Annotated in this window: 17 protein-coding genes and 1 riboswitch; of the genes, 6 read left to right on the top strand and 11 right to left on the bottom strand. The window is 64.5% G+C overall.

Annotated elements, in window-relative coordinates:
* Positions 1-134: 134 nt before the first annotated feature.
* A complete protein-coding gene (locus tag ACIQLF_RS17575) occupies positions 135-4,037 on the top strand; it encodes an endo-alpha-N-acetylgalactosaminidase family protein (protein ID WP_400301234.1) in 3,903 nt (1,300 codons plus the stop codon).
* A 159-nt stretch (positions 4,038-4,196) separates the two neighbouring features.
* Here the strand turns inward: ACIQLF_RS17575 and ACIQLF_RS17570 are convergent, their stop codons facing one another.
* The 5 genes from ACIQLF_RS17570 to ACIQLF_RS17550 form a co-directional block, all read right to left on the bottom strand.
* Entirely contained in the window at positions 4,197-5,114 is a 918-nt protein-coding gene (locus ACIQLF_RS17570; protein WP_400301231.1) for a GNAT family N-acetyltransferase, read from the bottom strand.
* Positions 5,115-5,118: 4 nt separating this feature from the next.
* Positions 5,119-6,504, bottom strand: coding sequence for a glycine--tRNA ligase (locus ACIQLF_RS17565; protein WP_400301228.1), 1,386 nt, complete (start codon positions 6,502-6,504; stop codon positions 5,119-5,121).
* Positions 6,505-6,761: 257 nt separating this feature from the next.
* Positions 6,762-7,340: a peroxidase-related enzyme gene (locus ACIQLF_RS17560; protein ID WP_400301224.1), complete on the bottom strand. Its 579-nt coding sequence runs from the start codon at positions 7,338-7,340 to the stop codon at positions 6,762-6,764.
* A 135-nt stretch (positions 7,341-7,475) separates the two neighbouring features.
* Positions 7,476-8,465, bottom strand: coding sequence for a DMT family transporter (locus ACIQLF_RS17555; protein WP_400301221.1), 990 nt, complete (start codon positions 8,463-8,465; stop codon positions 7,476-7,478).
* Positions 8,462-9,442 (bottom strand): DMT family transporter, encoded by a 981-nt coding sequence (locus tag ACIQLF_RS17550; RefSeq protein ID WP_400301218.1) that lies wholly within the window; start codon positions 9,440-9,442, stop codon positions 8,462-8,464. Before ACIQLF_RS17550 ends, ACIQLF_RS17555 begins: the two co-directional genes overlap by 4 nt.
* A 144-nt stretch (positions 9,443-9,586) precedes the next feature.
* On the opposite strand from ACIQLF_RS17550, the gene ACIQLF_RS17545 reads away from it, so the two are divergent.
* Positions 9,587-9,814: an RNA-binding S4 domain-containing protein gene (locus tag ACIQLF_RS17545; protein ID WP_209995825.1), complete on the top strand. Its 228-nt coding sequence runs from the start codon at positions 9,587-9,589 to the stop codon at positions 9,812-9,814.
* 113 nt (positions 9,815-9,927) lie between these two features.
* Here ACIQLF_RS17545 and ACIQLF_RS17540 read toward each other — a convergent pair whose 3' ends face one another.
* The gene (locus ACIQLF_RS17540) at positions 9,928-10,584 is read right to left on the bottom strand and encodes an alpha/beta hydrolase (protein ID WP_400301215.1); all 657 of its coding nucleotides are present in this window, start codon (positions 10,582-10,584) and stop codon (positions 9,928-9,930) included.
* A gap of 90 nt (positions 10,585-10,674) precedes the next feature.
* On the opposite strand from ACIQLF_RS17540, the gene ACIQLF_RS17535 reads away from it, so the two are divergent.
* Together ACIQLF_RS17535 and ACIQLF_RS17530 are read left to right on the top strand one after the other, a co-directional pair.
* Positions 10,675-11,535: an SGNH/GDSL hydrolase family protein gene (locus ACIQLF_RS17535; protein ID WP_400301212.1), complete on the top strand. Its 861-nt coding sequence runs from the start codon at positions 10,675-10,677 to the stop codon at positions 11,533-11,535.
* Between the two features lie 151 nt (positions 11,536-11,686).
* Positions 11,687-12,097 carry an SHOCT domain-containing protein gene (locus ACIQLF_RS17530; protein ID WP_400301210.1) on the top strand — a complete coding sequence of 137 codons (411 nt, stop codon included), beginning with the start codon at positions 11,687-11,689 and terminating at the stop codon, positions 12,095-12,097.
* Positions 12,098-12,199: 102 nt separating this feature from the next.
* Here ACIQLF_RS17530 and ACIQLF_RS17525 read toward each other — a convergent pair whose 3' ends face one another.
* Together ACIQLF_RS17525 and ACIQLF_RS17520 are read right to left on the bottom strand one after the other, a co-directional pair.
* The gene (locus ACIQLF_RS17525; RefSeq protein WP_400301578.1) at positions 12,200-13,342 is read right to left on the bottom strand and encodes a homoserine O-acetyltransferase; all 1,143 of its coding nucleotides are present in this window, start codon (positions 13,340-13,342) and stop codon (positions 12,200-12,202) included.
* 2 nt (positions 13,343-13,344) lie between these two features.
* Positions 13,345-14,691, bottom strand: a complete 1,347-nt coding sequence (locus ACIQLF_RS17520; RefSeq protein WP_400301207.1) for a bifunctional o-acetylhomoserine/o-acetylserine sulfhydrylase — start codon at positions 14,689-14,691, stop codon at positions 13,345-13,347.
* Positions 14,692-14,764: 73 nt separating this feature from the next.
* A riboswitch (SAM riboswitch) is annotated at positions 14,765-14,880 on the bottom strand.
* Positions 14,881-15,049: 169 nt separating this feature from the next.
* Here ACIQLF_RS17520 and ACIQLF_RS17515 point away from each other — a divergent pair.
* Complete coding sequence (locus tag ACIQLF_RS17515; RefSeq protein ID WP_400301205.1) at positions 15,050-15,694, top strand: VOC family protein; 645 nt, start codon at positions 15,050-15,052, stop codon at positions 15,692-15,694.
* Positions 15,695-15,773: 79 nt separating this feature from the next.
* Here ACIQLF_RS17515 and ACIQLF_RS17510 read toward each other — a convergent pair whose 3' ends face one another.
* The 3 genes from ACIQLF_RS17510 to ACIQLF_RS17500 form a co-directional block, all read right to left on the bottom strand.
* Entirely contained in the window at positions 15,774-16,019 is a 246-nt protein-coding gene (locus ACIQLF_RS17510; protein ID WP_400301202.1) for a hypothetical protein, read from the bottom strand.
* A 98-nt stretch (positions 16,020-16,117) separates the two neighbouring features.
* Positions 16,118-16,399, bottom strand: a complete 282-nt coding sequence (locus tag ACIQLF_RS17505; RefSeq protein ID WP_400301199.1) for a hypothetical protein — start codon at positions 16,397-16,399, stop codon at positions 16,118-16,120.
* 149 nt (positions 16,400-16,548) lie between these two features.
* Positions 16,549-17,322 carry a CPBP family intramembrane glutamic endopeptidase gene (locus ACIQLF_RS17500; RefSeq protein ID WP_400301576.1) on the bottom strand — a complete coding sequence of 258 codons (774 nt, stop codon included), beginning with the start codon at positions 17,320-17,322 and terminating at the stop codon, positions 16,549-16,551.
* A 108-nt stretch (positions 17,323-17,430) separates the two neighbouring features.
* Here ACIQLF_RS17500 and ACIQLF_RS17495 point away from each other — a divergent pair, with 108 nt between their 5' ends.
* Positions 17,431-18,297 (top strand): phosphotransferase family protein, encoded by an 867-nt coding sequence (locus tag ACIQLF_RS17495; protein ID WP_400301196.1) that lies wholly within the window; start codon positions 17,431-17,433, stop codon positions 18,295-18,297.
* Positions 18,298-19,333: the final 1,036 nt, after the last annotated feature.

The raw sequence follows: 19,333 nt of genomic DNA, 5'->3' as shown, positions 1-19,333 counted from the left end.
AAAAATTGCTTTACCCAGCACTATGACCCGTGCCACACTCTTCATGTTATCCATAACATAGCCGTGTGGTCCGGAAACGCGTTGGGTGGGGACGTCGTGTGAGCTTGGGCCGCTTGCAATTAACAAGGAGCACGATGCGAAGTTCACCCCGTAAGACCCGAAGGGCCGTCGCGCTGACAGCAATCGGAGCCATCACGGCATCCGCGCTGGTCCCCCTCGGCATGACCGGCGCAGCTGCCATGCCGCAAACCCCCGAGGGACCAACGAGCACCATTTCCTCGCAGGAACTCAAGGTCACGGTCTCCCGCGACTTCCCGCAGGTCCTCAAGTACACCGAGGCAGCCACGTCGGCCTCCATCGACGGCAGCACCGCTCCGATCAAGGCCATCAAGGTCAACGGCGAGACACACAAGGTCGAGGTGACCTCGACGCCTGCGGGTGACTCTGCGATGGACTACCGGATCACCATTCCAGGCATTCCCGGCGCGGTCATCGACGCGCGCATCAGCGTCGAGCACTCCGTCATGACTTTCCGCGTCACGGGCATCACCGACGGCACCGCCACCAAGATCCGCACTCTGGGCATCCCCGGGAACAACCTGGTCAGTGTCTCCTCGACCAGCGCCGGCGCGCAGGTCGCCACGGCCAACCTGTCGGTGGATCGCGCAAAGTCCGGCGACACCTTCACCAACGTCACCGATTCCACCCCCGCCGACGCCGCTCCGAAGGAGTCCGCATTCGCGCTGGCCACCACCGGAGAGCTTGCAGCCGCACTGGAATCGAACTCCTTGTACGACACGTCCTCGGGCTCCGGATACCGCAGCCAGGGCCGCTTCCAGCGCCAGGCCGTCAAGGACGGCGACCACGTGCGCGTGGGCATCTCCAGCGGCGACTGGCTCTACCGTGCCAACGATTCGAACGAGACCGAGGAACTGCCGTGGTCCAAGGTGAAGATCACCACGGACGCCAACGGCGACGACGCGGTCAACTGGCAGGATGCGGCCATCGCCCTGCGTGACATCGCGGTGCTCCCCAACCGGGGCGGCGACGTCAAGGACAAGGTCGTCCAGCGCATCCCGTTCAACTTCGCGTCCCAGGCCACGCACCCGTTCCTGCGCACCCTGGACGACACCAAGCGCATCGCGCTGGCCACCGACGGCCTCGGCCAGTCGGCCATCCTCAAGGGCTTCGGCAGCGAGGGACACGACTCGGCCAACACCGACTTCGCCGACAACTACAACACCCGCGCCGGCGGCCTGAAGGACCTGAACCAGCTCCTGGAGGCCAGCAAGAAGTGGAACGCCTCCTACGGCGTCCACATCAACCAGACCGAGGCCTACCCGGAATCGAAGTTCTTCTCCGAGGACCTCGTGGACCCGAAGGCCAAGGGCTGGAGCTGGCTTGACCAGTCCTACTACATCAACCAGCGCAAGGACATCCTCACCGGAAACCTCGCCGACCGCGTGAAGAAGTTCCGCGAGCAGACCGACGAGAACCTGGACATGGTCTACGTCGACGTCTACTACCAGTACGGCTGGCTGGCCGAGCGACTGCAGAAGGAACTCGTCAAGAACGGCTTCCGGGTCAGCTCCGAGTGGGCCCACTCGCTGGACCGGAACAACACGTGGTCCCACTGGGCCACGGACGAGAAATACGGCGGATCCAACAACAAGGGCGTCAACTCGGACATCATCCGCTTTGCGCTCAACTCGCAGAAGGACACCTGGAACCCGCACCCGCTGCTGGGCAACGCCAACATCGTCGAGTGGGAAGGCTGGACCGGGCAGACCGACTACAACGCCTTCTCCCAGAACATCTGGAAGAAGAACCTCCCGGCCAAGTACCTGCAGCAGCAGGAAATCATGAAGTGGGAGAAGGACCGGGTCGACCTCACGGGCGGCATTTCCGTCACCGGGACCTCGGCCGCGGACAGGGTCATCACCGACGGAGGCACCGAGGTCCTGCGCGGGGACACCTACCTGCTGCCCTGGGCCGCCGACGGCACCTTCGACGCCAGCGGCAGGGAAGCGGCCAAGCTCTACCACTACAGCGCCAAGGGCGGCACCTCCACCTGGACGCTGCCGGAGCGCTTCCGCCAGAACGGCGGCTACAAGCTGTACAAGCTCACCGACACCGGCCGTGAATTGGTCGATCAGCCTCGGGCGAAGCAGGGCAAGATCACGCTGAGCGCCGAGGCCGGCCAGCCCTACGTCCTGGTGGGCGACGCCCGCCCGGCACTCCCCCAGAAGCCGGCGTTCGGCGAGGGAACCCCCGTTGTGGATCCCGGTTTCAACGCCGGGTCGCTCACGGCATGGGACCCCTCCGGATCGGCAACCACCGAACGCAGCGCCAAGGGCCACACCCTCGCGGTGCTGGGCGAAGGCCCCTCGGCCATCAGCCAGCGGCTGGGAAAGCTTGAACCGGGTACCTACTCGGTGAGCGCATGGGTCGAGGTCGAACCCGGGCAGACCCGGGAGGCGACCCTGTCCGTCAAGGGCAAGGGCACCGAATCAGCTTCCAACACCATCCGCAGCTCCAGGGCCACCAACTACGTTGCAGCCGACGAGAAGCACGGCACCAATTTCCAGCGCCTGCGCGTGCTCGTCGACGTGACTGAATCAGCCACCCCCACGCTGCGCATCGCCGCCGGCGAGGGCGCGGCCAAGGTCCGCATCGACGACGTGCGGGTCGTGGCCACCTCGAAGGTTCCCACCACCGGCGTCATCTCCGAGGACTTCGAGGACATCGACCAGGGCTGGGGTCCCTTCGAAAAGGGCAACGCCGGCGGGTCCACCGACCCCCGCACCCACCTGGCCGAACTCAACGCCCCCTACACCCAGTCGGGCTGGAACGGCCAGAAGACCGACGACGTCATCGACGGCAAGTGGTCGCTGAAGTCCCACGCCGAGAACAAGGGCCCCAACGGCGGCCCGGGGCTCGTGTACCGGACCTCGAACTACACGGTTCCGATGACTCCGGGCCACGAGTACCGGGTCGGCTTCGACTACCAGAACGCCCTCGCGGGCGAATACAACTGGGTCGGCGGCTACGCCTCGGCCAACGGAACGGTCAAGACCCAGACCAAGGCGCTGCCGCGCCAGCTGGAGACCGCCCGCTTCACCGACACCATCGTGGCGGGCGGCTGCGGCGACACCTGGGTGGGGCTCGAACGCGTGGGCGGTTCGGAGGGCGCAGACTTCTCCCTGGACAACCTGCTGATCGAGGACCTCGGCACGGCGGAAAGCATTCCGGCCTGCGGCCAGGTCGCCGTCGCGCTTGAAGGCGACGTGATCAAGCAGGACCAGGAGAACACGTTCACCACGACGTTCACCAGCGACGAGCCGGCTGACATCAAGGACCTCGAGGTCGCCCTCGAGCTCCCCGAGGGCTGGACCGCCACGGCGAAGACCGCGAACAGCGCCGCCACGCTGGCGGCCGGTGCGAAGCTGAAGACCACCTGGACCGTGGTTCCCCCGGCCTCCGCCGACGGCGACTACACGGTCGGCACCACCGCGACCTACACCACCACGGCCGATCCGGTGGGGACGCGCACGGTGTCCGACGACGTGGCCGTCTACACGCTGCCTACACCGCCCGCGGGCACCGTCTACGCCAGCGACCACCAGTGGGTCAGCGCGGACAACGGCTGGGGCCCGGTGGAGAAGGACAAGGCCAACGGCGAAAACGGGCAGGGCGACGGTCCGGCCATCACCCTGAACGGCATCGTCTACCCCAAGGGCCTGGGTGCGCACGCTCCCAGCACCGTGCGCTACTACACGGGCGGAGAGTGCTCCTCCTTCACGGCTCAGGTCGGCATCGACGACGCGCAGAAGACCCTGGGCTCGGTCGTCTTCACCGTGCTGGCAGACGGCAAGTCCGTCGCCGCTTCCCCGGTGATGCGGGCAACCAGCGCGACCTTCGCGCTGAGCGCCGACATCACCGGCGCCGAGTACGTGGACCTGGTGGCTGACGTCGCCGGGGACGGCAACGGCAACGACCACGCGGACTGGGCCGACGCCAAGTTCACCTGCAAGTAAGCAAGTAGGACCAACAAGTTGGGGCCCTTGCGCCCGGGAGTTCGTCCCGGGAGCAAGGGCCCTTCCCCCTGTCACAGGCAGCCCCCGCAAACAACGATGGCGTCGGTCCGCTTCCCCGAAGGGAAGCGGACCGACGCCATCTGCGTTGTTGCCTACCGGCTACGCGGTCGCCACGATCGTCGTGGTCGAAATGACCGTGGCGTGGTCGGCGCTGATCAATGCGTCAACCAGCGAGGAAAGCACGAACATCGACTCGTCGACCTCCAGCTTCACCGGGTACTGGTGGGCCAGCATGGCCAGCATGCCGCGGATCGGCTCGGCCGATTCCTCTTCGCCCAGCTCCGGGTTCCAGCCCAGCAGCACGTCGGCGGGCGCATCCACGCGCGCCGGGGTGTAGCTGATGGCGAAGGTCAGGATCTTCCCGCCCTGTGCCTTGGGCTTGTCGCGGAACACGACGACGCCCTGCGCGCCGGTGGCGTCGTCGAGCAGCATCTTCTGGGCGCTGCCCAGCGTCATCTCCGCATCGTCCCACTGGTGGGTCGCGTTGTAGAACTCGACGACCAGCTTGGTCAGCTCCACCGAACCGGTGGCGATGTCCTCCAGGGTCAGCCCGTCGTCCTCGAAGACCGGAAGCGCCAGGCCCCCGGGTTCGACGATGACATCGCGCGCCACCTGGATCTGCGTCATGCCCAGCGACTCGCAGAAGCCGGCCGCCGCGGCGGCGTCGGTTCCGGCGGTCCGCGTGTAGCGGGACTTCAGCTCCGTGGTCTGTCCGGCAGGGACCAGCGCACGCAGGCGCTCGACCAGCTCGGTGGCGACCCCGGTGCGGCGGTGTTCGCGGGCGACCTCGACATAGAGCCACAGGCGCCGCGGGTGCAGCGTCGAGGCGAAGACCACGCCCGCGGCAACCGCGATGCCCTGGTCCGTTGCGACCAGGCAGCGCCCGAAGGGCGCGTCCGAGTCGGCACGGAACATGGTGCGGTCTTGGTGGGCGTGCGGGGACGCCGGGTCGCCGAAGATCTCCAGCAACGCCAAATCGTCCCCGTCCCGCCAGGGCCGGAATTCAAGCTCGACCATGTGACTAGGCTCCGTTGAGGCGCTCGGCCAGGTAGCTGCGCACCTGGTCCAGTGCCACGCGTTCCTGTGTCATGGTGTCGCGCTCGCGGATGGTCACGGCCTGGTCCTCGAGGGTGTCGAAGTCGACGGTGATGCAGAACGGGGTGCCGATCTCGTCCTGGCGGCGGTATCGGCGGCCGATGGCGCCGGCGTCGTCGAAGTCGATGTTCCAGCTCTTGCGCAGCTCGGCGGCAAGCGCCTTGGCCTTCGGGGACAGGTCCTCGTTGCGCGAGAGCGGCAGCACCGCGGCCTTGACCGGGGCCAGGCGCGGGTCGAGCTTCAGCACGGTGCGCTTGTCCACGCCGCCCTTGGCGTTCGGGGCCTCGTCCTCGACGTAGGCGTCGACCAGGAAGGCCATCATCGAACGGGTCAGGCCGAAGGACGGCTCGATCACGTACGGGGTGTAGCGTTCGCCGGTGGCCTGGTTGAAGTAGGACAGTTCGGTGCCCGAGCCCTTGGAGTGGCTGGTCAGGTCGTAGTCGGTGCGGTTGGCGACGCCCATGAGCTCGCCCCACTCCGATCCCTGGAAGCCGAAGCGGTACTCGAAGTCGATGGTGCCGGCCGAGTAGTGCGCGCGCTCGTCCTCGGGGACGTCGAAGCGGCGCAGGTTCTCTTCGCTGATGCCCAGGTCCAGGAACCATGCCCAGCAGTCCTCGACCCACTTGTCGAAGAACGCCGGGGCGTCCTCGGGTGCGGTGAAGAACTCGATTTCCATCTGCTCGAACTCGCGGGTGCGGAAGATGAAGTTGCCCGGCGTGATCTCGTTGCGGAAGGCCTTGCCGATCTGGCCGATGCCGAACGGCGGCTTCTTGCGCGAGGCGGTGAGCACGTTGTTGAAGTTCACGAAGATGCCCTGCGCGGTTTCCGGGCGCATGAAGTGCAGGCCGGCTGCGGTGTCGACCGGGCCCAGGAACGTCTTGACCAGGCCGGAGAAGAGCTGCGGTTCGGTGAACTGGCCCTTGGTGCCGCAGTCGGGGCAGGCGATTTCGCTCATGCCGTCGACCGGCTGGCGCTTCTTCTTGGCGACGAAGGCCTCGATGAGGTGGTCTTCGCGGTGGCGCTTGTGGCAGGAGGTGCACTCGACCAGCGGGTCGGTGAACGTCGCCACGTGGCCCGAGGCTTCCCAGACGGCCTTGGGCAGGATGATGGAGGAATCGAGGCCCACCATGTCCTCGCGCCCGCGGACGAAGGTCTGCCACCATTCGCGCTTGATGTTTTCCTTGAGCTCGGTACCCAGGGGTCCGTAGTCCCATGCCGAACGGGAGCCTCCGTAGATCTCACCGGCCTGGAAAACGAAGCCGCGCCGCTTGGCGAGGGAGATGACTTGATCGAGCTTGGACTGAGGCGCCATAACAACTCCAATGATTCACGAGGCCGCTGGTTGCGGTCCGTAGGGCGAAAAACATACTCGATAAGCCTAACGTGTTTGTTGGCCGATGCCAGAGCGTTCCGGTGCGTTACATGGGGGTTCATCGCGGGGCGGTCCGTCGGGCCTCACTCGGGGTGTCCGGCGAGCGCGCAAAACCAGGACCTTGCCGGCTCCGCGGCGATCAGCAGGCGGCGATCAGTGAACAGTCCGTCGACCCGCGCATCCCGAATCTAGCGCCCTTACTCCGGGCCGAATGGCTCCAGCAGCGCATGGCGCATCGCCTCGCCAAGGTTTGGCGGGACGTCAACATCCACCGCCAGCGACTGAAGGAACCGGCTGAGGAAATTCCTGGCCGCCGCGGCCAGGGCGATGTCCACGATCTCACGGTCGCTGAAGCCCAGATCGCGCAGCCGCCGGGAGTCGGAGTCGTTCATCGCGGCCGCGTCGGTGCTCAGTTTGACGGCGAAGTCCATCATGGCGACCTCGGCTTCGTCCAGGCCCGCGTCGCGGTAGTCCTTGGCAATGCGCAGCAGCTCGTCCTCCCCCATGAATTTCAGCGCCTTCTGCCCGTGGGCGAGCCGGCAATGGCGAGACTCCAGCCCGAGCGCCGCGGCCAGGGTCACCAGCTCGTACCTGCGCATGCCCATCGAGCCGGCGATCGCCGAAACCAGCTTCCCCCAGCCTTCGTAGGCCTCCGCGTTCATGGCCAACACCCTCGAGTGGCTCGGCACGTACCCCAGATCGGCCCGTTCCTCCGCATAGATGGCGGCGGTTTCCCCGGTAACTTCACCCTCGTCGGGGGTTTGAAGGATACTCATGGCGGTTGACCCCTGTTCCCGTTTTAGTGGAATCCTAGGGCACACGAGCCGGCCGCGACATGTGGCAGATCCCCCGTGATGGCAAAGCTTTTTCGTCCGGTCCGCCTCTGGCCAAGCCGTCGGAGCGCGGTGGCGCTATCGAACCCTGGGCCTCTTGCCGCCGGCCACCGATGCCAAGGCGACGGCGGCCAGGGTCAGCAGCGTGCCGCCGATGGTCGCGGCATTGACCAAGGCGCCGGGAGCCGGGAGAACCAGGTCGATGAGCAGCGACCCAACGAGTTGCCCGCCGATCATGCCCAGCCCGGTCAGCAACACCCCCAGGTGCTTGACCAGGAATGCCGAAAGGCCAATGAAGACGCAGCCCAGCGGGCCGCCGAGGTAGTACCACCACTGCGTGGGCAGCGGGTTGGGAGCCCCGGTAAACGGCAGCCTGACGAGCAGGATGACGCCCAGCAGGACCGCCCCCACCGCGAAGTTCATGAGCGTTGCCGCCACCGGGGTCCCGTAGGTCTGGGCCTGTACCCCGTTCATGGCGGACTGGAAGCCCATGAGGAAACCGACAACAAGCGGCAGCAACAGCGGCAACAGCAGGCTCGCGACGGCCTCGCTGGTTGCCATGCGCGGGCTCACCGCCCACAGCACACCGACAACCGCCAGGACGGCCCCGACGGCTCGCAGCGCGTTGATCCTCCGGCGCCCGCCGGGACCGAACCCGATGCCGTCCACCAGCATGGAGCCAATCGTCTGCCCGGTAACGAGCGCAACGGTAAACAGGGCGACCCCGACCAGCGGTACCGTCAACGACTGGGTGACCACGACCATCGCACCGACGCAGCCGGCGGCCAGATACCAGCGGGGAAAGCGCCGTTCGCGCAAGGCCACGGGGATCAGCTTCGCCCCGGCACGCGCACTCGGCACGAAGATTGAAACCACGACCAGCAAGACCAGCCCGGTGGTGAAGCTGACCAGGGAGGCAGCCACGGGGTCGCCCAGGTGGGTTCCCAGCGCGCCGTTGACGCGGCTTTGGACGGGCATGACCAGGCCAGCCAGAACGGCAGCCAAAAGATAGACCGGGCCGAGGCGTGTCTCGTTTTTTGGTGCGGCCACGGACAGGGCGGTACTCACGATATCTTGCTTGCTTTCCATTGCGGTCGCCCGTTGGGGCGCCATGAGGCGATGAACACTGCGACGAGGGTCAGCAGGGTTCCGACGATTTCATTGGTGCCGACGCGCTCGGAATCGAGCAGCAGGTCCATGATCAGCGAACCCACGAGTTGCCCGGTCACCAGTCCGATGCCCAACACCAGGGCGCCGAGCTTGGGGACCAGGCTGACGCCCGTGACGACAAAGAGGATGCCGAGCGGGCCGGCGAAGTACATCCACCATTGAGGTGCTGCGGCAAAACCGAAGGGCTCGATGCCCAGGAGGGCAACGACGGCCATCGCCAGGAGAAGCCCGCCGAAGGAGGCCAGGTAGTTGATGGTTGTTGCCGTGGCAGTGGACCCGTAGGCCTGCCCAGCCCGACCGTTCATTGACTGCTGGAAACTCACCAGCAACCCGGCGACGATAGCCACCACCAGCGCAACCGGCGCCATGGGGTCTTCGGCGGCCCGTGCACCTGTCCCCCACGCGGCAATCGTTGCTCCGACAACCAGGAGGACGGCGCCCGCGAGACGCTGCCGGGTGATGGGTTGGCGCCCCGCGGGACTGAACCCGATCACGTCAATGAGGATGCTGGAGAGCGTCCTTGCGCCGACAACGGCAACGGCAAAGAGCGCAAGCCCGATGCTGCCAACGCTCATGGCCTGCGCGACGATGTAATAGGAACCGATAAGGCCGGCCAAAACGAACCAGCGCGGAATGTGCCGTTCGCGCCACACCGCACCGACTTGCTTCCAGCCCCTGCGTGCGGCCGGGATCGAAACACTGGCGACAAGCATGCAGGCCAGCGCGGTCGAGGCACTGAGGATCGCTGCCGGCAGGAACCCACCCAGGGGCGACGCCGCGCTCGACGTTATCAAGGCCTGGAGCGGCATGAGCATGCCCGCCGATCCGGCCAGGGTCAATGCACCGGCAACCGCGCGGGGTTCTGGACGTGCCACTCTTCTCCTTGGAACGGGATGCCTACCTAGAGAAACGTACTCCCACCCTTCGCGGGGCTCGACATTCTGTCGGCTACGCCACAAACATCGGCGTCATCATGACTTCATGCACATCGCATCCGGATGATGCGCGATGATTGATGCATGGCAAATTCCGAGGTATTCCACATTCAGATCCGCGACGAATCAATCCGGCTGGGACAGCTGCTCAAGCTGGCGTCCCTGGCCGAGGACGGCTTGCACGCCAAGCAGATGATCGAAGACGGACTGGTGAAGGTCAACGGCGAGATCGAGACCCGTCGCGGGGCCCAGATCCGCAATGGTGACACCGTCACCGTGAACGGCGAATCGGTCCAGATCGAAACCGCTTAGTTCTTTTGTTCTGAACAAGTCTTGTGGCGGTCGCTGGGATTTCCAGGCGGCCGCCACAAGGCTTTGAAGCTCGTCGAGGTTCAGACCGGCGAACCGGCATTGAAGTCGTCAGGTTATACGGAGGCGCCCTTCAGCACCACATGCGTCAGGAATTCGTGCACGTGCGCCATTTCCTGCGCGTTGACCGAGTGCAGCATGTTTGCGTACAGCACCTTGGTGACATGCACGTTTTCGGTGGCCCAGCCGTGGGTGTACTCGACCTTGTCGTGCGTGATGACGGGATCGGCCTGGTCGCGACCCCAGAACATCGGCGTCTTGATGCCCGCGAGCTCCTCGTCCTTGAAGAACCCGGAGTCGTCCCCCGGCACCGCGAATCCCGAGAGGCCAATGACGGTGGAAATCGCCTGCGGTTGATGGCGCAGCAAGGACGTGGCCACCGCCATGCCCATGGAGAACCCCAGCAGGCTTACGGAGGAGTGCTGCTTGGCGATCGGCTCCAGCCAAGCCCACAGATCCGCGACCGACTTCTTGACCGCATCAAACGAGTAGTCCAGGTCCTGCATGAGCGGGAACCAGGTGAAACCCGGGCCAAGGGCCTGCGGGGCTCGCACCGAGACTACGGTGAATTCGTCAGGCAACATGGGGGCCAGCCCCATGAGGTCTTCTTCGTTGGACAGGTATCCGTGCAAGAGCACCAGCAAGGGCGTTCCGGCTCGCTCGGCTTCGGGGCGCGACCAGATGACAGTGGGGTTCCAGGTATTTTCACTCACCCATCCAGTCAACCAGAATCCACGCGCCCTTGGTGTCGCCACTTAACCTACGCTTAGGTAACTTAGATATTCTTTGGTAAGAATACCTCTGTGAACAACATCGCCAATCCCCTCGAAGAAGGCTCATTGACCGACAACGCACTTCTCCATCCATGGCGACGCTACGTGGCCCTGGGTGATTCCTTCACCGAAGGAATCGGCGATGTTGATCCAAGCAGCCCCGGAGGTTACCGCGGATGGGCAGACCGCGTGGCCGAGCAACTCAGCCAAGGCATCGAGGACTTCGCCTACGCGAATCTCGCCATCCGCGGCCGTCTCATTGCCCAGGTTTTCGACGAGCAGGCGGGCCCGGCACTTGAGCTCAAGCCGGATTTGATCAGCCTGTGCGCCGGCGGCAACGACGTCATTCGCCCCGGGGGCGATCCGGACGCCATCGCCGACAAGCTCGACGCGCTCATGCGGATCCTTGCGACCTCGGGCGCAACCATCCTGCTTTTCACGGGCCCCGACATTCGTGACACACCGGTGCTGGGCGGCATTCGAGGCAAGGTCGCAATCTACAACGAAAACGTTCGCACCATCGCAGCCCGCTACGACGCCGTCGTGGCAGACATGTGGTCGCTGCGTGAATTGCACCAGCCGCAGATGTGGGCCGACGATCGACTGCATTTCTCGCCGCTCGGACACCACACGATCGCGGCCATGGCACTAGATGCCTTGAACGTTTCGCATGACCTGCAGCACGCCCGGCCAGGGGAAATTGAATCCAAGAACTGGCGCGAGGCTCGCCGCGAGGACCTAATCTGGGCCCGCACGCATTTGGCGCCGTGGGTCCTTCGCCGCATCCGGCACCAATCCTCGGGCGACGGCATCACACCCAAGCGCCCCCTGGCCGTTCGGTTCAGCGAGCCCACGGTCGGCCCGTCGCTGGGAACCGAATCGATCGACTAGGCATTTCACCGAGAAACCGAACCATTCGTCACAAATGGAAAACGGTTGGCTAAATTCGACGGTTCTGCAATCAATTGATGTTTGACTAGTGTTAACAGGCCGTACAGCGGCGATGCACACGCCAACGCGAGTTAGGACAGAACGGCAAATCATGACCCTAGCAAGCACAAGCACGATCGACGATTTCCCCACCGAGCTGCTGGGGCCAGATGAGACCGTCCAATTCGGAACACTCGGCCCGGACCCCACCGACTTACCCGGTGGCATGGGTTTCATCTTCGATGCGGTTCCAGCCTTCATGGGGATATTTTTCGTGGCATTCATCGGCATCCTGGCATTTGGGGCATTCGTCTGGGTTCGAAACTACAAGACCACGAAGAACGCCGGCATGGACATCTTCACGCTGGAGACCGACCTTGCAACCCGGGCGGCCAAATCCCAAATGTTGGCACCGAAGAAAACCATCGAAGAAAAACTGGCCGAGCTCGACAGCCTCCTGGCCCGCGGTCTCATCACCCGCGACGAGTACACGCAGGCGCGCCTCAAGGCACTGACCGACTAGATCCGCATAGCCCGCATAGACGTATGGCTCCGGTTGAAGAATGATTCTTCAACCGGAGCCATACGTCTTCAGTCCCTCAACAGCCTTCCGTAAACCAGATCCCTAGGAGAAAATCTGGTTTCGCAGCGCATCGCCGAGTTGTTCTATATCGGTCAGGAACCCGTCGTGCCCGATCGGCGAGGTGATGTAGCGGACCTCCACCGGGTTCGGCAGGGACTTCGCCAGTCGTTCCGATTGCTCGGGCCAGTACAGTCGATCGGAATCAACCGCCGAGACGAAGAAATTCACCGAGCCCAGGCGTGACAACGCAGCCTCAACCGAGCCGTGCCCGCGTCCCACGTCGTGGCTCATCAGGGCATCGGTCAGCACCAGGTAGCTGTTGGCGTCGAAGCGGCCCACCAGCTTGCCGGCCTGGTGGTCCAGGTAGCTCTCCACTTGGTAGCGGCCCCGGTTCAGGTCCTTCGACCCGACGGGAGCCTCACCGTCCTGCGCGGAGCGCCCGAAGCGCACCTCGAGCTCGGGTTCGGCACGGTAGGTGATGTGCGCGATCCTGCGGGCCAGGCCGAGCCCCGCCGAGGGGACATTGTCGTTGGCGTAGTAGTCGCCGCCGGCAAAGTCCGGGTCCAGGCGGATGGCAGCGCTCTGCGCTTGGGCAAAGGCGATCTGTTCCGCCGAGGATTCCGCTGTTGCCGCAACGACGACGCAGTTCTTCACGCGTTCCGGGAACTCGACAGCCCATTCCAGCACCCGGGCCCCGCCCATGGAACCGCCGAGAACCGTGTGCCAGACCTTGATGCCCAGGGCATCTGCCAGGCGTGCTTCCAGACGCACGGAGTCCTTGATGGTGGTGAACGGGAAACGCGAGCCCCACGGCTTGCCGTCCGGATCCAGGCTTGCCGGACCGGTGGAGCCAGAGCAGCCACCGACCATGTTTGCCGAGACCACAAAGTAGCGGTCGGTGTCCACGGTCTTTCCCGGTCCGACAAAGCCGTCCCACCAGCCGGGCTCGGTCGAGAGCCCGCGTGCGACGTGTGAATCCCCGGTCAGTGCGTGGGCAATGTAGACCGCGTTGGACGCGTCCTCGTTAAGCGTCCCCCAGGTTTCAAAGCCCAGCACCACGTCCGGAAGCACGCCGCCGGTTTCAAAGGTGTATTCACCCGTGTGAAGGTGCCGAAGGATCCCGTCCGGGGCGTAGCCCAGCGTCTGTGCCGTTTCGGCGTCGTAAAGCACCACGTCTGTCTCCACGCTCAATTAGTGGCACCCTGCAGTTCAACCTCGGCGAGCGAGGCGACTGCCTCAAAACCGGCCCGGAGGTCGGCAATGATGTCGGCAACGTTTTCAATGCCCACGCTCAGGCGCACCAAGCCGGGGGAAACGCCGGCGGCGACCCGCTCGGCCTCGGTGAGCTGCGCGTGGGTGGTGGAGGCCGGGTGGACCACCAGCGAGCGGACGTCGCCGAGGTTTGCCACGTGGGAGTGCAGCTTCAGTGCATCGACGAAGCCCTGGCCGGCCTCGAGGCCGCCGGAGATTTCGAAGGCAACAATCGCGCCGATGCCCTTGGGGCCGTACTTGCGGCCGCGTTCGAACCACGGGCTCGATTCGATGCCGGCGTAGTTGACCGACTCGACCTGCGGCTGCGCCTCGAGCCACTTGGCGACCTCCACGGCGTTGGAGACATGGCGCTCGATGCGCAGCGACAGCGTTTCCAGGCCCTGGGCGATCAGGAACGCATTGAACGGGGAAACTGCGGACCCCAGGTCGCGCAGCAGCTGGACGCGGGCCTTCAGGATGTAGGCGAGGTTGGCGCCGAGGATGCCGTTGACGCCCAGGTCGCGGCCGAAGACCAGTCCGTTGTAGGACTCGTCCGGGGTGTTGAAGCCCGGGAACTTTTCCGGGTCGGCGGCGAAGTCGAAGTTGCCCGAGTCCACGATGACGCCGGCGATGGCCGTGCCGTGGCCGCCGAGGTACTTGGTGGCCGAGTGGATCACGATGTCCGCACCCCATTCGATGGGACGCACCAGGTACGGGGTCGCAAGGGTGTTGTCGACGATCAACGGCACGCCGGCCTCGTGGGCGATGGCCGAGATCGATTCGATGTCCAGGACGTCCTGGCGGGGGTTGGATACGACCTCGCCGAAGAGCGCCTTGGTGTTCGGCTTGATCGCGGCACGCCAGCCGTCGAGGTCGTCGGGATCAGCAACAAAGGTGACCTCGATGCCCAGCTTGCGCAGCGTGTGCTTGAACAGGTTCTGCGTTCCTCCATAGAGGCTGGGGCTTGCCACGATGTGGTCCCCGGCCTCCGCGAGGTTCAGGATCGCGAAGGTCGTGGCGGCCTGGCCGGAGGCCAGCAGCAGCGCGCCGACGCCTCCCTCGAGGCTGGCAATGCGCTGCTCAACCGCGTCCTGGGTGGGATTGCCGATGCGCGTGTAGATCGGCTCCAGTTCCTGCAGCGCGAAGCGCGCGGCAGCGCTTTCCGCGGTCGGGAACACGAAGGCAGTGGTTTGGTAGATCGGCAGGGCCCGCGCACCGGTGGTGGCGTCCGGCTCCTGGCCCACGTGGATCTGACGAGTTTCAAATGACCAGTCGTTTGACATTATTCTCCCCTTCGAGGATTCAAGGGGTATGCCCGTAGCCGACACCTGTGGCGTCGGATTCTACGTAGGGGCATGCCCGCGCTTGTCCTGCGTCCTTGTGACGCAGGGCCTGGTCTTCACCCGGGGCACCCCACCGCGGTGGAGGGTTGCCGTCCAGCAAGCCGGGGCTTGTTGCTGGAACTCATGACCTTGTGAATCAGTCTGGCGCAAGGAAATGCGGGCGCGCAAGAACATCTCAAAATGTGACAACGCGGAAGGAATGGGACGCTGGCCCGAATTTGACCATGAAAGCGCCAGCCAAACTCAAGTTAGGTAACCCTAACTCGAGAGCCAGATCACATCGTGCCATGATGGGCACATGATGAGGTTGGACCATGTAACTTACGCTTGTGGACCCGACGGCCTCGCGGCAACTGCCGCTCGGATCGGCGCGGCCCTTGGACTCGAATCTGTAAAGGGCGGTATTCACCCACGATTTGGTACTCGCAATGTCATCTTCCCGTTGCAGAATGACCAGTACCTCGAAGTTGTCGAGGTACTGAACCACCCGGCATCGGACAAGGCACCGTTCGGTCAGGCCGTTCGCGCCCGTTCCGAACTTGGCGGCGGCTGGATGGGCTGGTGCGTTGCGGTTGATGACTTGGCACCGGTCGAGGCTCGCCTAGGCCGTAGCTCGGTACCGGGAAATCGGAAGTTCCCCGATGGACAGGAACTGACCTGGCGCCAGATCGGCGTCAACGGCTTGATCGCCGACCCGCAGGTCCCGTACCTGCTGCGTTGGGATGACGGGACGGAGAACCTGCACCCGTCGAAGGCACTGCCGCCGGTTGGCAAGATTTCGTCGATCAGCATCGCCGGATCCAGCGAACGCGTTGCAGACTGGCTCGGACAGCCCGAGCAGTTGCCGGTCGGCGACGTCACCGTCAACTGGCAGGCACCCAACGGCACGCCGGGAATCCTCTCAGTGACCTTCGAAACCCCCAAGGGTTCGATCACGCTATAGGGATTCATTAGGACAAGACAACAGCCTCGGGGTTGTGGTGAAACCGGAAGTTCCGGCCTCACCACAACCCCGAGGTTCTTTAACCTTGTTGCCGCCACCGGCCGGCCGCTCCCCCACCGGCGGCTCGCTGTACCTCGTCTTTCAGGATCTCAAAGTGCCGCACCATGATCGATCCGATGGCCATGAAGATGCCACCAACGAACAGGATCTGTTGGAGCGCAAAGACTGCGCCAGCGAACACGTCCCACGCCACGGGAATAGCGCCAAACAGCCATAGGGTCACGGCGGTGCTCGTGAAGGAAAAGACCACGCCGACAACGGCCATGGTCAATCCCAGCCTCAACATTTGTCTCGAACTCATGAAGTTTGGCATCGTCCCTCCGTCATCAGTGGGGTCTGTGACAGATCGCCGAGCAGCGATCGTCAGTCCTCTTCCGCACGGGGATGCATCTGCGGTTCCTGGCGGATTCCGTCCACGGCTGCCTCCGCCGAACGGACGACAAAGGACCCAGCCAGCAGGAACAGGCCACCGTAGAAGGCGCCTTGTTGCAAGACGTAGACAACGGCGCCGGCCATGCCAAGTGGCAGTTCGAAGTCGTTCTGGTTCATCGCCAGCCAGTTCCAAATCGGCGAAACAAGGATGTTGAAGAAAAGGCCGATGATGCCCAGGATCAACCCGACCCGAAACATTTTTTGTGAACTCATTGCTGCGGGCACTCGGTTCTCCTGACGAGGAACTCCCGGGCGTCATTTTCTTCCGAGAGGAAACGGGCTGACGGGAAACGGCTTTCCCGTCAGCCTAGCGAGACCCCGGCTTCGCGCAAGGGAACACAAATGCGGCGATCAAACCGTTTTTAGGAACCCACCCCGATGGCCGAACCCAAGAGCGCGTAACCGACGAATCCGGCGATATCCAGGAACGCATGCGCGATGACCAACGGCATGACACGGCCCCGCCGTGAATACACGTAGCCGAAGACGATGCCCATGGCGACATTGCCGACAAACGGCCCGATGCCCTGGTAGAGGTGGTAGCTGCCGCGCAGCACGGCGCTGGTGACAATGATCTGCCATTTGCCCCATCCCAGGCGACCCAGCCGCTCGAAGAGGTACCCTACGACGATGACCTCCTCCAGGATGCCGTGGCGGATCGCTGAAAGGACAAGGACAGGAATGGTCCACCAATAGTCGTCCAGCGCGGCCGGGACAATGAGCGTGGTCAGCCCCAGCGCGCGGCCCGCCGCATACACACCGAGCGTCCCAAGGCCCATGGCCAGGAACAGGCCCGCACCCCATCCCAAGTCCTTTAACGGTCTCGCGAAGTCGAAGCCCAATCGGGCAAAGGCGTTTCCGCCGGGCAACCGCCAGAGCAAGTAAAGCACCAGCATGACCGGCACCAAGGCAAAGAAGATGTCCAGGAGTTGGTAGGTGAGGTCGAAGTACTCGCGCTTGTTCAGCGAGTTATTCAGTGACGTCGTCTGCGACCCCAGGGGCGCGCGGGTCATCTTGTCGATGAGGTTCACGATCGAGTAGATGCCCGATTGCCCCAGGGAAAGGCCAAGCACTATCAACAACTCGATCTTCAGCGCCTTGCGCGAGCTGCCTTCCGGGTTGCAGGCCGGTGGCATCGCGGGTTCGATCGGTTGGCTTTGCTCCACAGACCTTTGATTCATGTTCCCGATCCTACTTTGTCGCGATGCATCAACACCTTGAGGTTGACCTGCAAGGATGGTGCCGTGATCCGAAAACCGCTGCCACAGGAAATTGCCCTCGCCCAATCCCTTTATCCGGGACCGGCATGGGAATCCGCCCACGTCAACGAGGGTGGCCAATTCCATGCGGTGCTCGTCGCCGAAAACGAGGCGGTGCTGCGGATAAGCCGCACCTCGGCTGCCGGACGGCAGATGCAGCGGCGGGTGGACCTCGTGGAAGCCCTGGCACCCCGGCTCGGTTTCGAGCTGCCGACGGCACTGACCCCCGTGTGGCACGGCGGCGACCGCTCGGCAGTGGTCCAGCGTTACCTCCCGGGAAGCGCACATGCCCCGCACATGGGCGATGCCGCGGCGTTGCGGCGGCTGGTGGAGGAACTTGCGGGCATCGACGTCGCGCCGCTGGCCCACCTACTGGCGCCGCCCTTTGCGTTCAATGGCCCCTGGACGTCCGCGAAGACCGCCGCGACGTTGCGGGCGCTGCCCGCGGGGCTGGTCGCGGAGGCGGAACTGGTTCTCTCGACCATCGCCGGCTTTGCCGCGATTCCACCGGCGCTTGTCCACGGCGACTTGGCCGGACACAACGTGCACTGGCTGGAGAGCCGGCTCGTTGGGGTGCTGGATTGGGACTTAGCGGCGGCCTGGGATCCGGCTCTCAACAGCGCGTATCTGGGCCTCTGGCATGGAGAGGCGATGCTGGACCTGATCGCGCCCACAGCCCGGGAAGCCTGGAGGGCCCGCGTGTGGCTCGGCGCCATGAGCCTGGAAAGCATCTACGACGTCCACCTGGCCAACGATCCCACGCGGCTGGAGGCCATGGTTTTCAGGGTCTCCGGCCGAATCCGGCGCGCCGCGGCCGCGGCCCGCGCCCACCCCTTCTCGGCCGACGAATAGTCTGGTCGGCGCGGCGGACCTGCGCCCAGGTCCCGGGTCGTCCCCGTCGGCCAGGACATCACAGTTGGACTTCAGATTGGTAAAGTCAGCCGATCAAGATGCGAATAATGATGCGGGCCCCAGTCATCCCCAAGCCGGGGCCTGCATCGTCCAAGGAATGAGGCATATGGCGCAGCCCGGCTGCCCAGAACAAGACCTCGCCTGGGCGTGGCGCAGATGGTGGAGATCTTCACACTCCACGCCTCTTATCGACATTTGCTGCTTGGCGGTCGAGTGTGCGTTGTCCTCTCGGCTTGCCGGGCTTGGCAACGAGCGGAACCACAGTGTTCACGGCGCGTGACGGCCCGAGATGGCAGCTTCCAGACTGTAGTTGGCATCCGGCCTCCTACACGGGGATGGCTCCGGTGACATGGAGGCCCGGGACCTCGATGCAAGGGGGACTACTACTCCATGAAGTGCAACGAGGTCCCCAACCAGGCGTGTCACCTCTCGACGATCGACTCCCCGACCTGCAAGGATCCGGCTTCAAGGATCTACTACGACCGATGATGGACCGAGGGCAAAACACACTCAGTCCGTCATCGCGCTGGCGCGGCGACGGTGCAATGTCCTGTTTGCGATGGGGCCTTTTGCAATGCTCCCGGGCAGGGGCTGGCCACCTATCCCCCGGAAACAATGAGTCTTGCTCGAAACCACCGGTCCGGACCCATTGCCATGCACACCGCCGTCACCAAGGTATTTCGAAGATCTCCCGGAAACCCTTGACGGACCTGATAGCGGCACCCCGCAAACGGGCGATGCCGCCGGATCCCCGCCCCTGGCGGGGGCGGGGATCCGGCGGCATCTTTTTGTTCGCTGCCCGGTGTTGTTGCCTCCGGCCCTAGACCTTCGGGTCGATCGGGGCCACCGGCGGCGCGATGGGCGCCTCGATGTCGGTGGCCGGGTTTCCCCCCGCCGCGGCGTTCGGCATCCGGCTGCTCAGGCGGCGGGAGACGATTTCCGCCAGCTTGCCCAGCGCGAAGTTGATGACGATGAA

It is taken from the genome of Paeniglutamicibacter sp. NPDC091659, assembly GCF_044756805.1.
Classification (GTDB): domain Bacteria; phylum Actinomycetota; class Actinomycetes; order Actinomycetales; family Micrococcaceae; genus Paeniglutamicibacter.
Note: the sequence above shows the minus strand (reverse complement) of the source record. Positions and strands in the feature narration are given on the sequence as shown.

What these genes read in the sequence shown, in the direction of transcription:
- ACIQLF_RS17570 (WP_400301231.1), bottom strand. Translation starts at nt 5,114, where the DNA reads ATGGTCGAGCTTGAATTCCGGCCCTGGCGGGACGGGGACGATTTGGCG.
- ACIQLF_RS17500 (WP_400301576.1), bottom strand. Translation starts at nt 17,322, where the DNA reads ATGCCACCGGCCTGCAACCCGGAAGGCAGCTCGCGCAAGGCGCTGAAG.
- ACIQLF_RS17565 (WP_400301228.1), bottom strand. Translation starts at nt 6,504, where the DNA reads ATGGCGCCTCAGTCCAAGCTCGATCAAGTCATCTCCCTCGCCAAGCGG.
- ACIQLF_RS17560 (WP_400301224.1), bottom strand. Translation starts at nt 7,340, where the DNA reads ATGAGTATCCTTCAAACCCCCGACGAGGGTGAAGTTACCGGGGAAACC.
- ACIQLF_RS17530 (WP_400301210.1), top strand. Translation starts at nt 11,687, where the DNA reads ATGACCCTAGCAAGCACAAGCACGATCGACGATTTCCCCACCGAGCTG.
- ACIQLF_RS17575 (WP_400301234.1), top strand. Translation starts at nt 135, where the DNA reads ATGCGAAGTTCACCCCGTAAGACCCGAAGGGCCGTCGCGCTGACAGCA.
- ACIQLF_RS17510 (WP_400301202.1), bottom strand. Translation starts at nt 16,019, where the DNA reads ATGGCCGTTGTCGGCGTGGTCTTTTCCTTCACGAGCACCGCCGTGACC.
- ACIQLF_RS17515 (WP_400301205.1), top strand. Translation starts at nt 15,050, where the DNA reads ATGATGAGGTTGGACCATGTAACTTACGCTTGTGGACCCGACGGCCTC.
- ACIQLF_RS17520 (WP_400301207.1), bottom strand. Translation starts at nt 14,691, where the DNA reads ATGTCAAACGACTGGTCATTTGAAACTCGTCAGATCCACGTGGGCCAG.
- ACIQLF_RS17505 (WP_400301199.1), bottom strand. Translation starts at nt 16,399, where the DNA reads ATGAGTTCACAAAAAATGTTTCGGGTCGGGTTGATCCTGGGCATCATC.
- ACIQLF_RS17545 (WP_209995825.1), top strand. Translation starts at nt 9,587, where the DNA reads ATGGCAAATTCCGAGGTATTCCACATTCAGATCCGCGACGAATCAATC.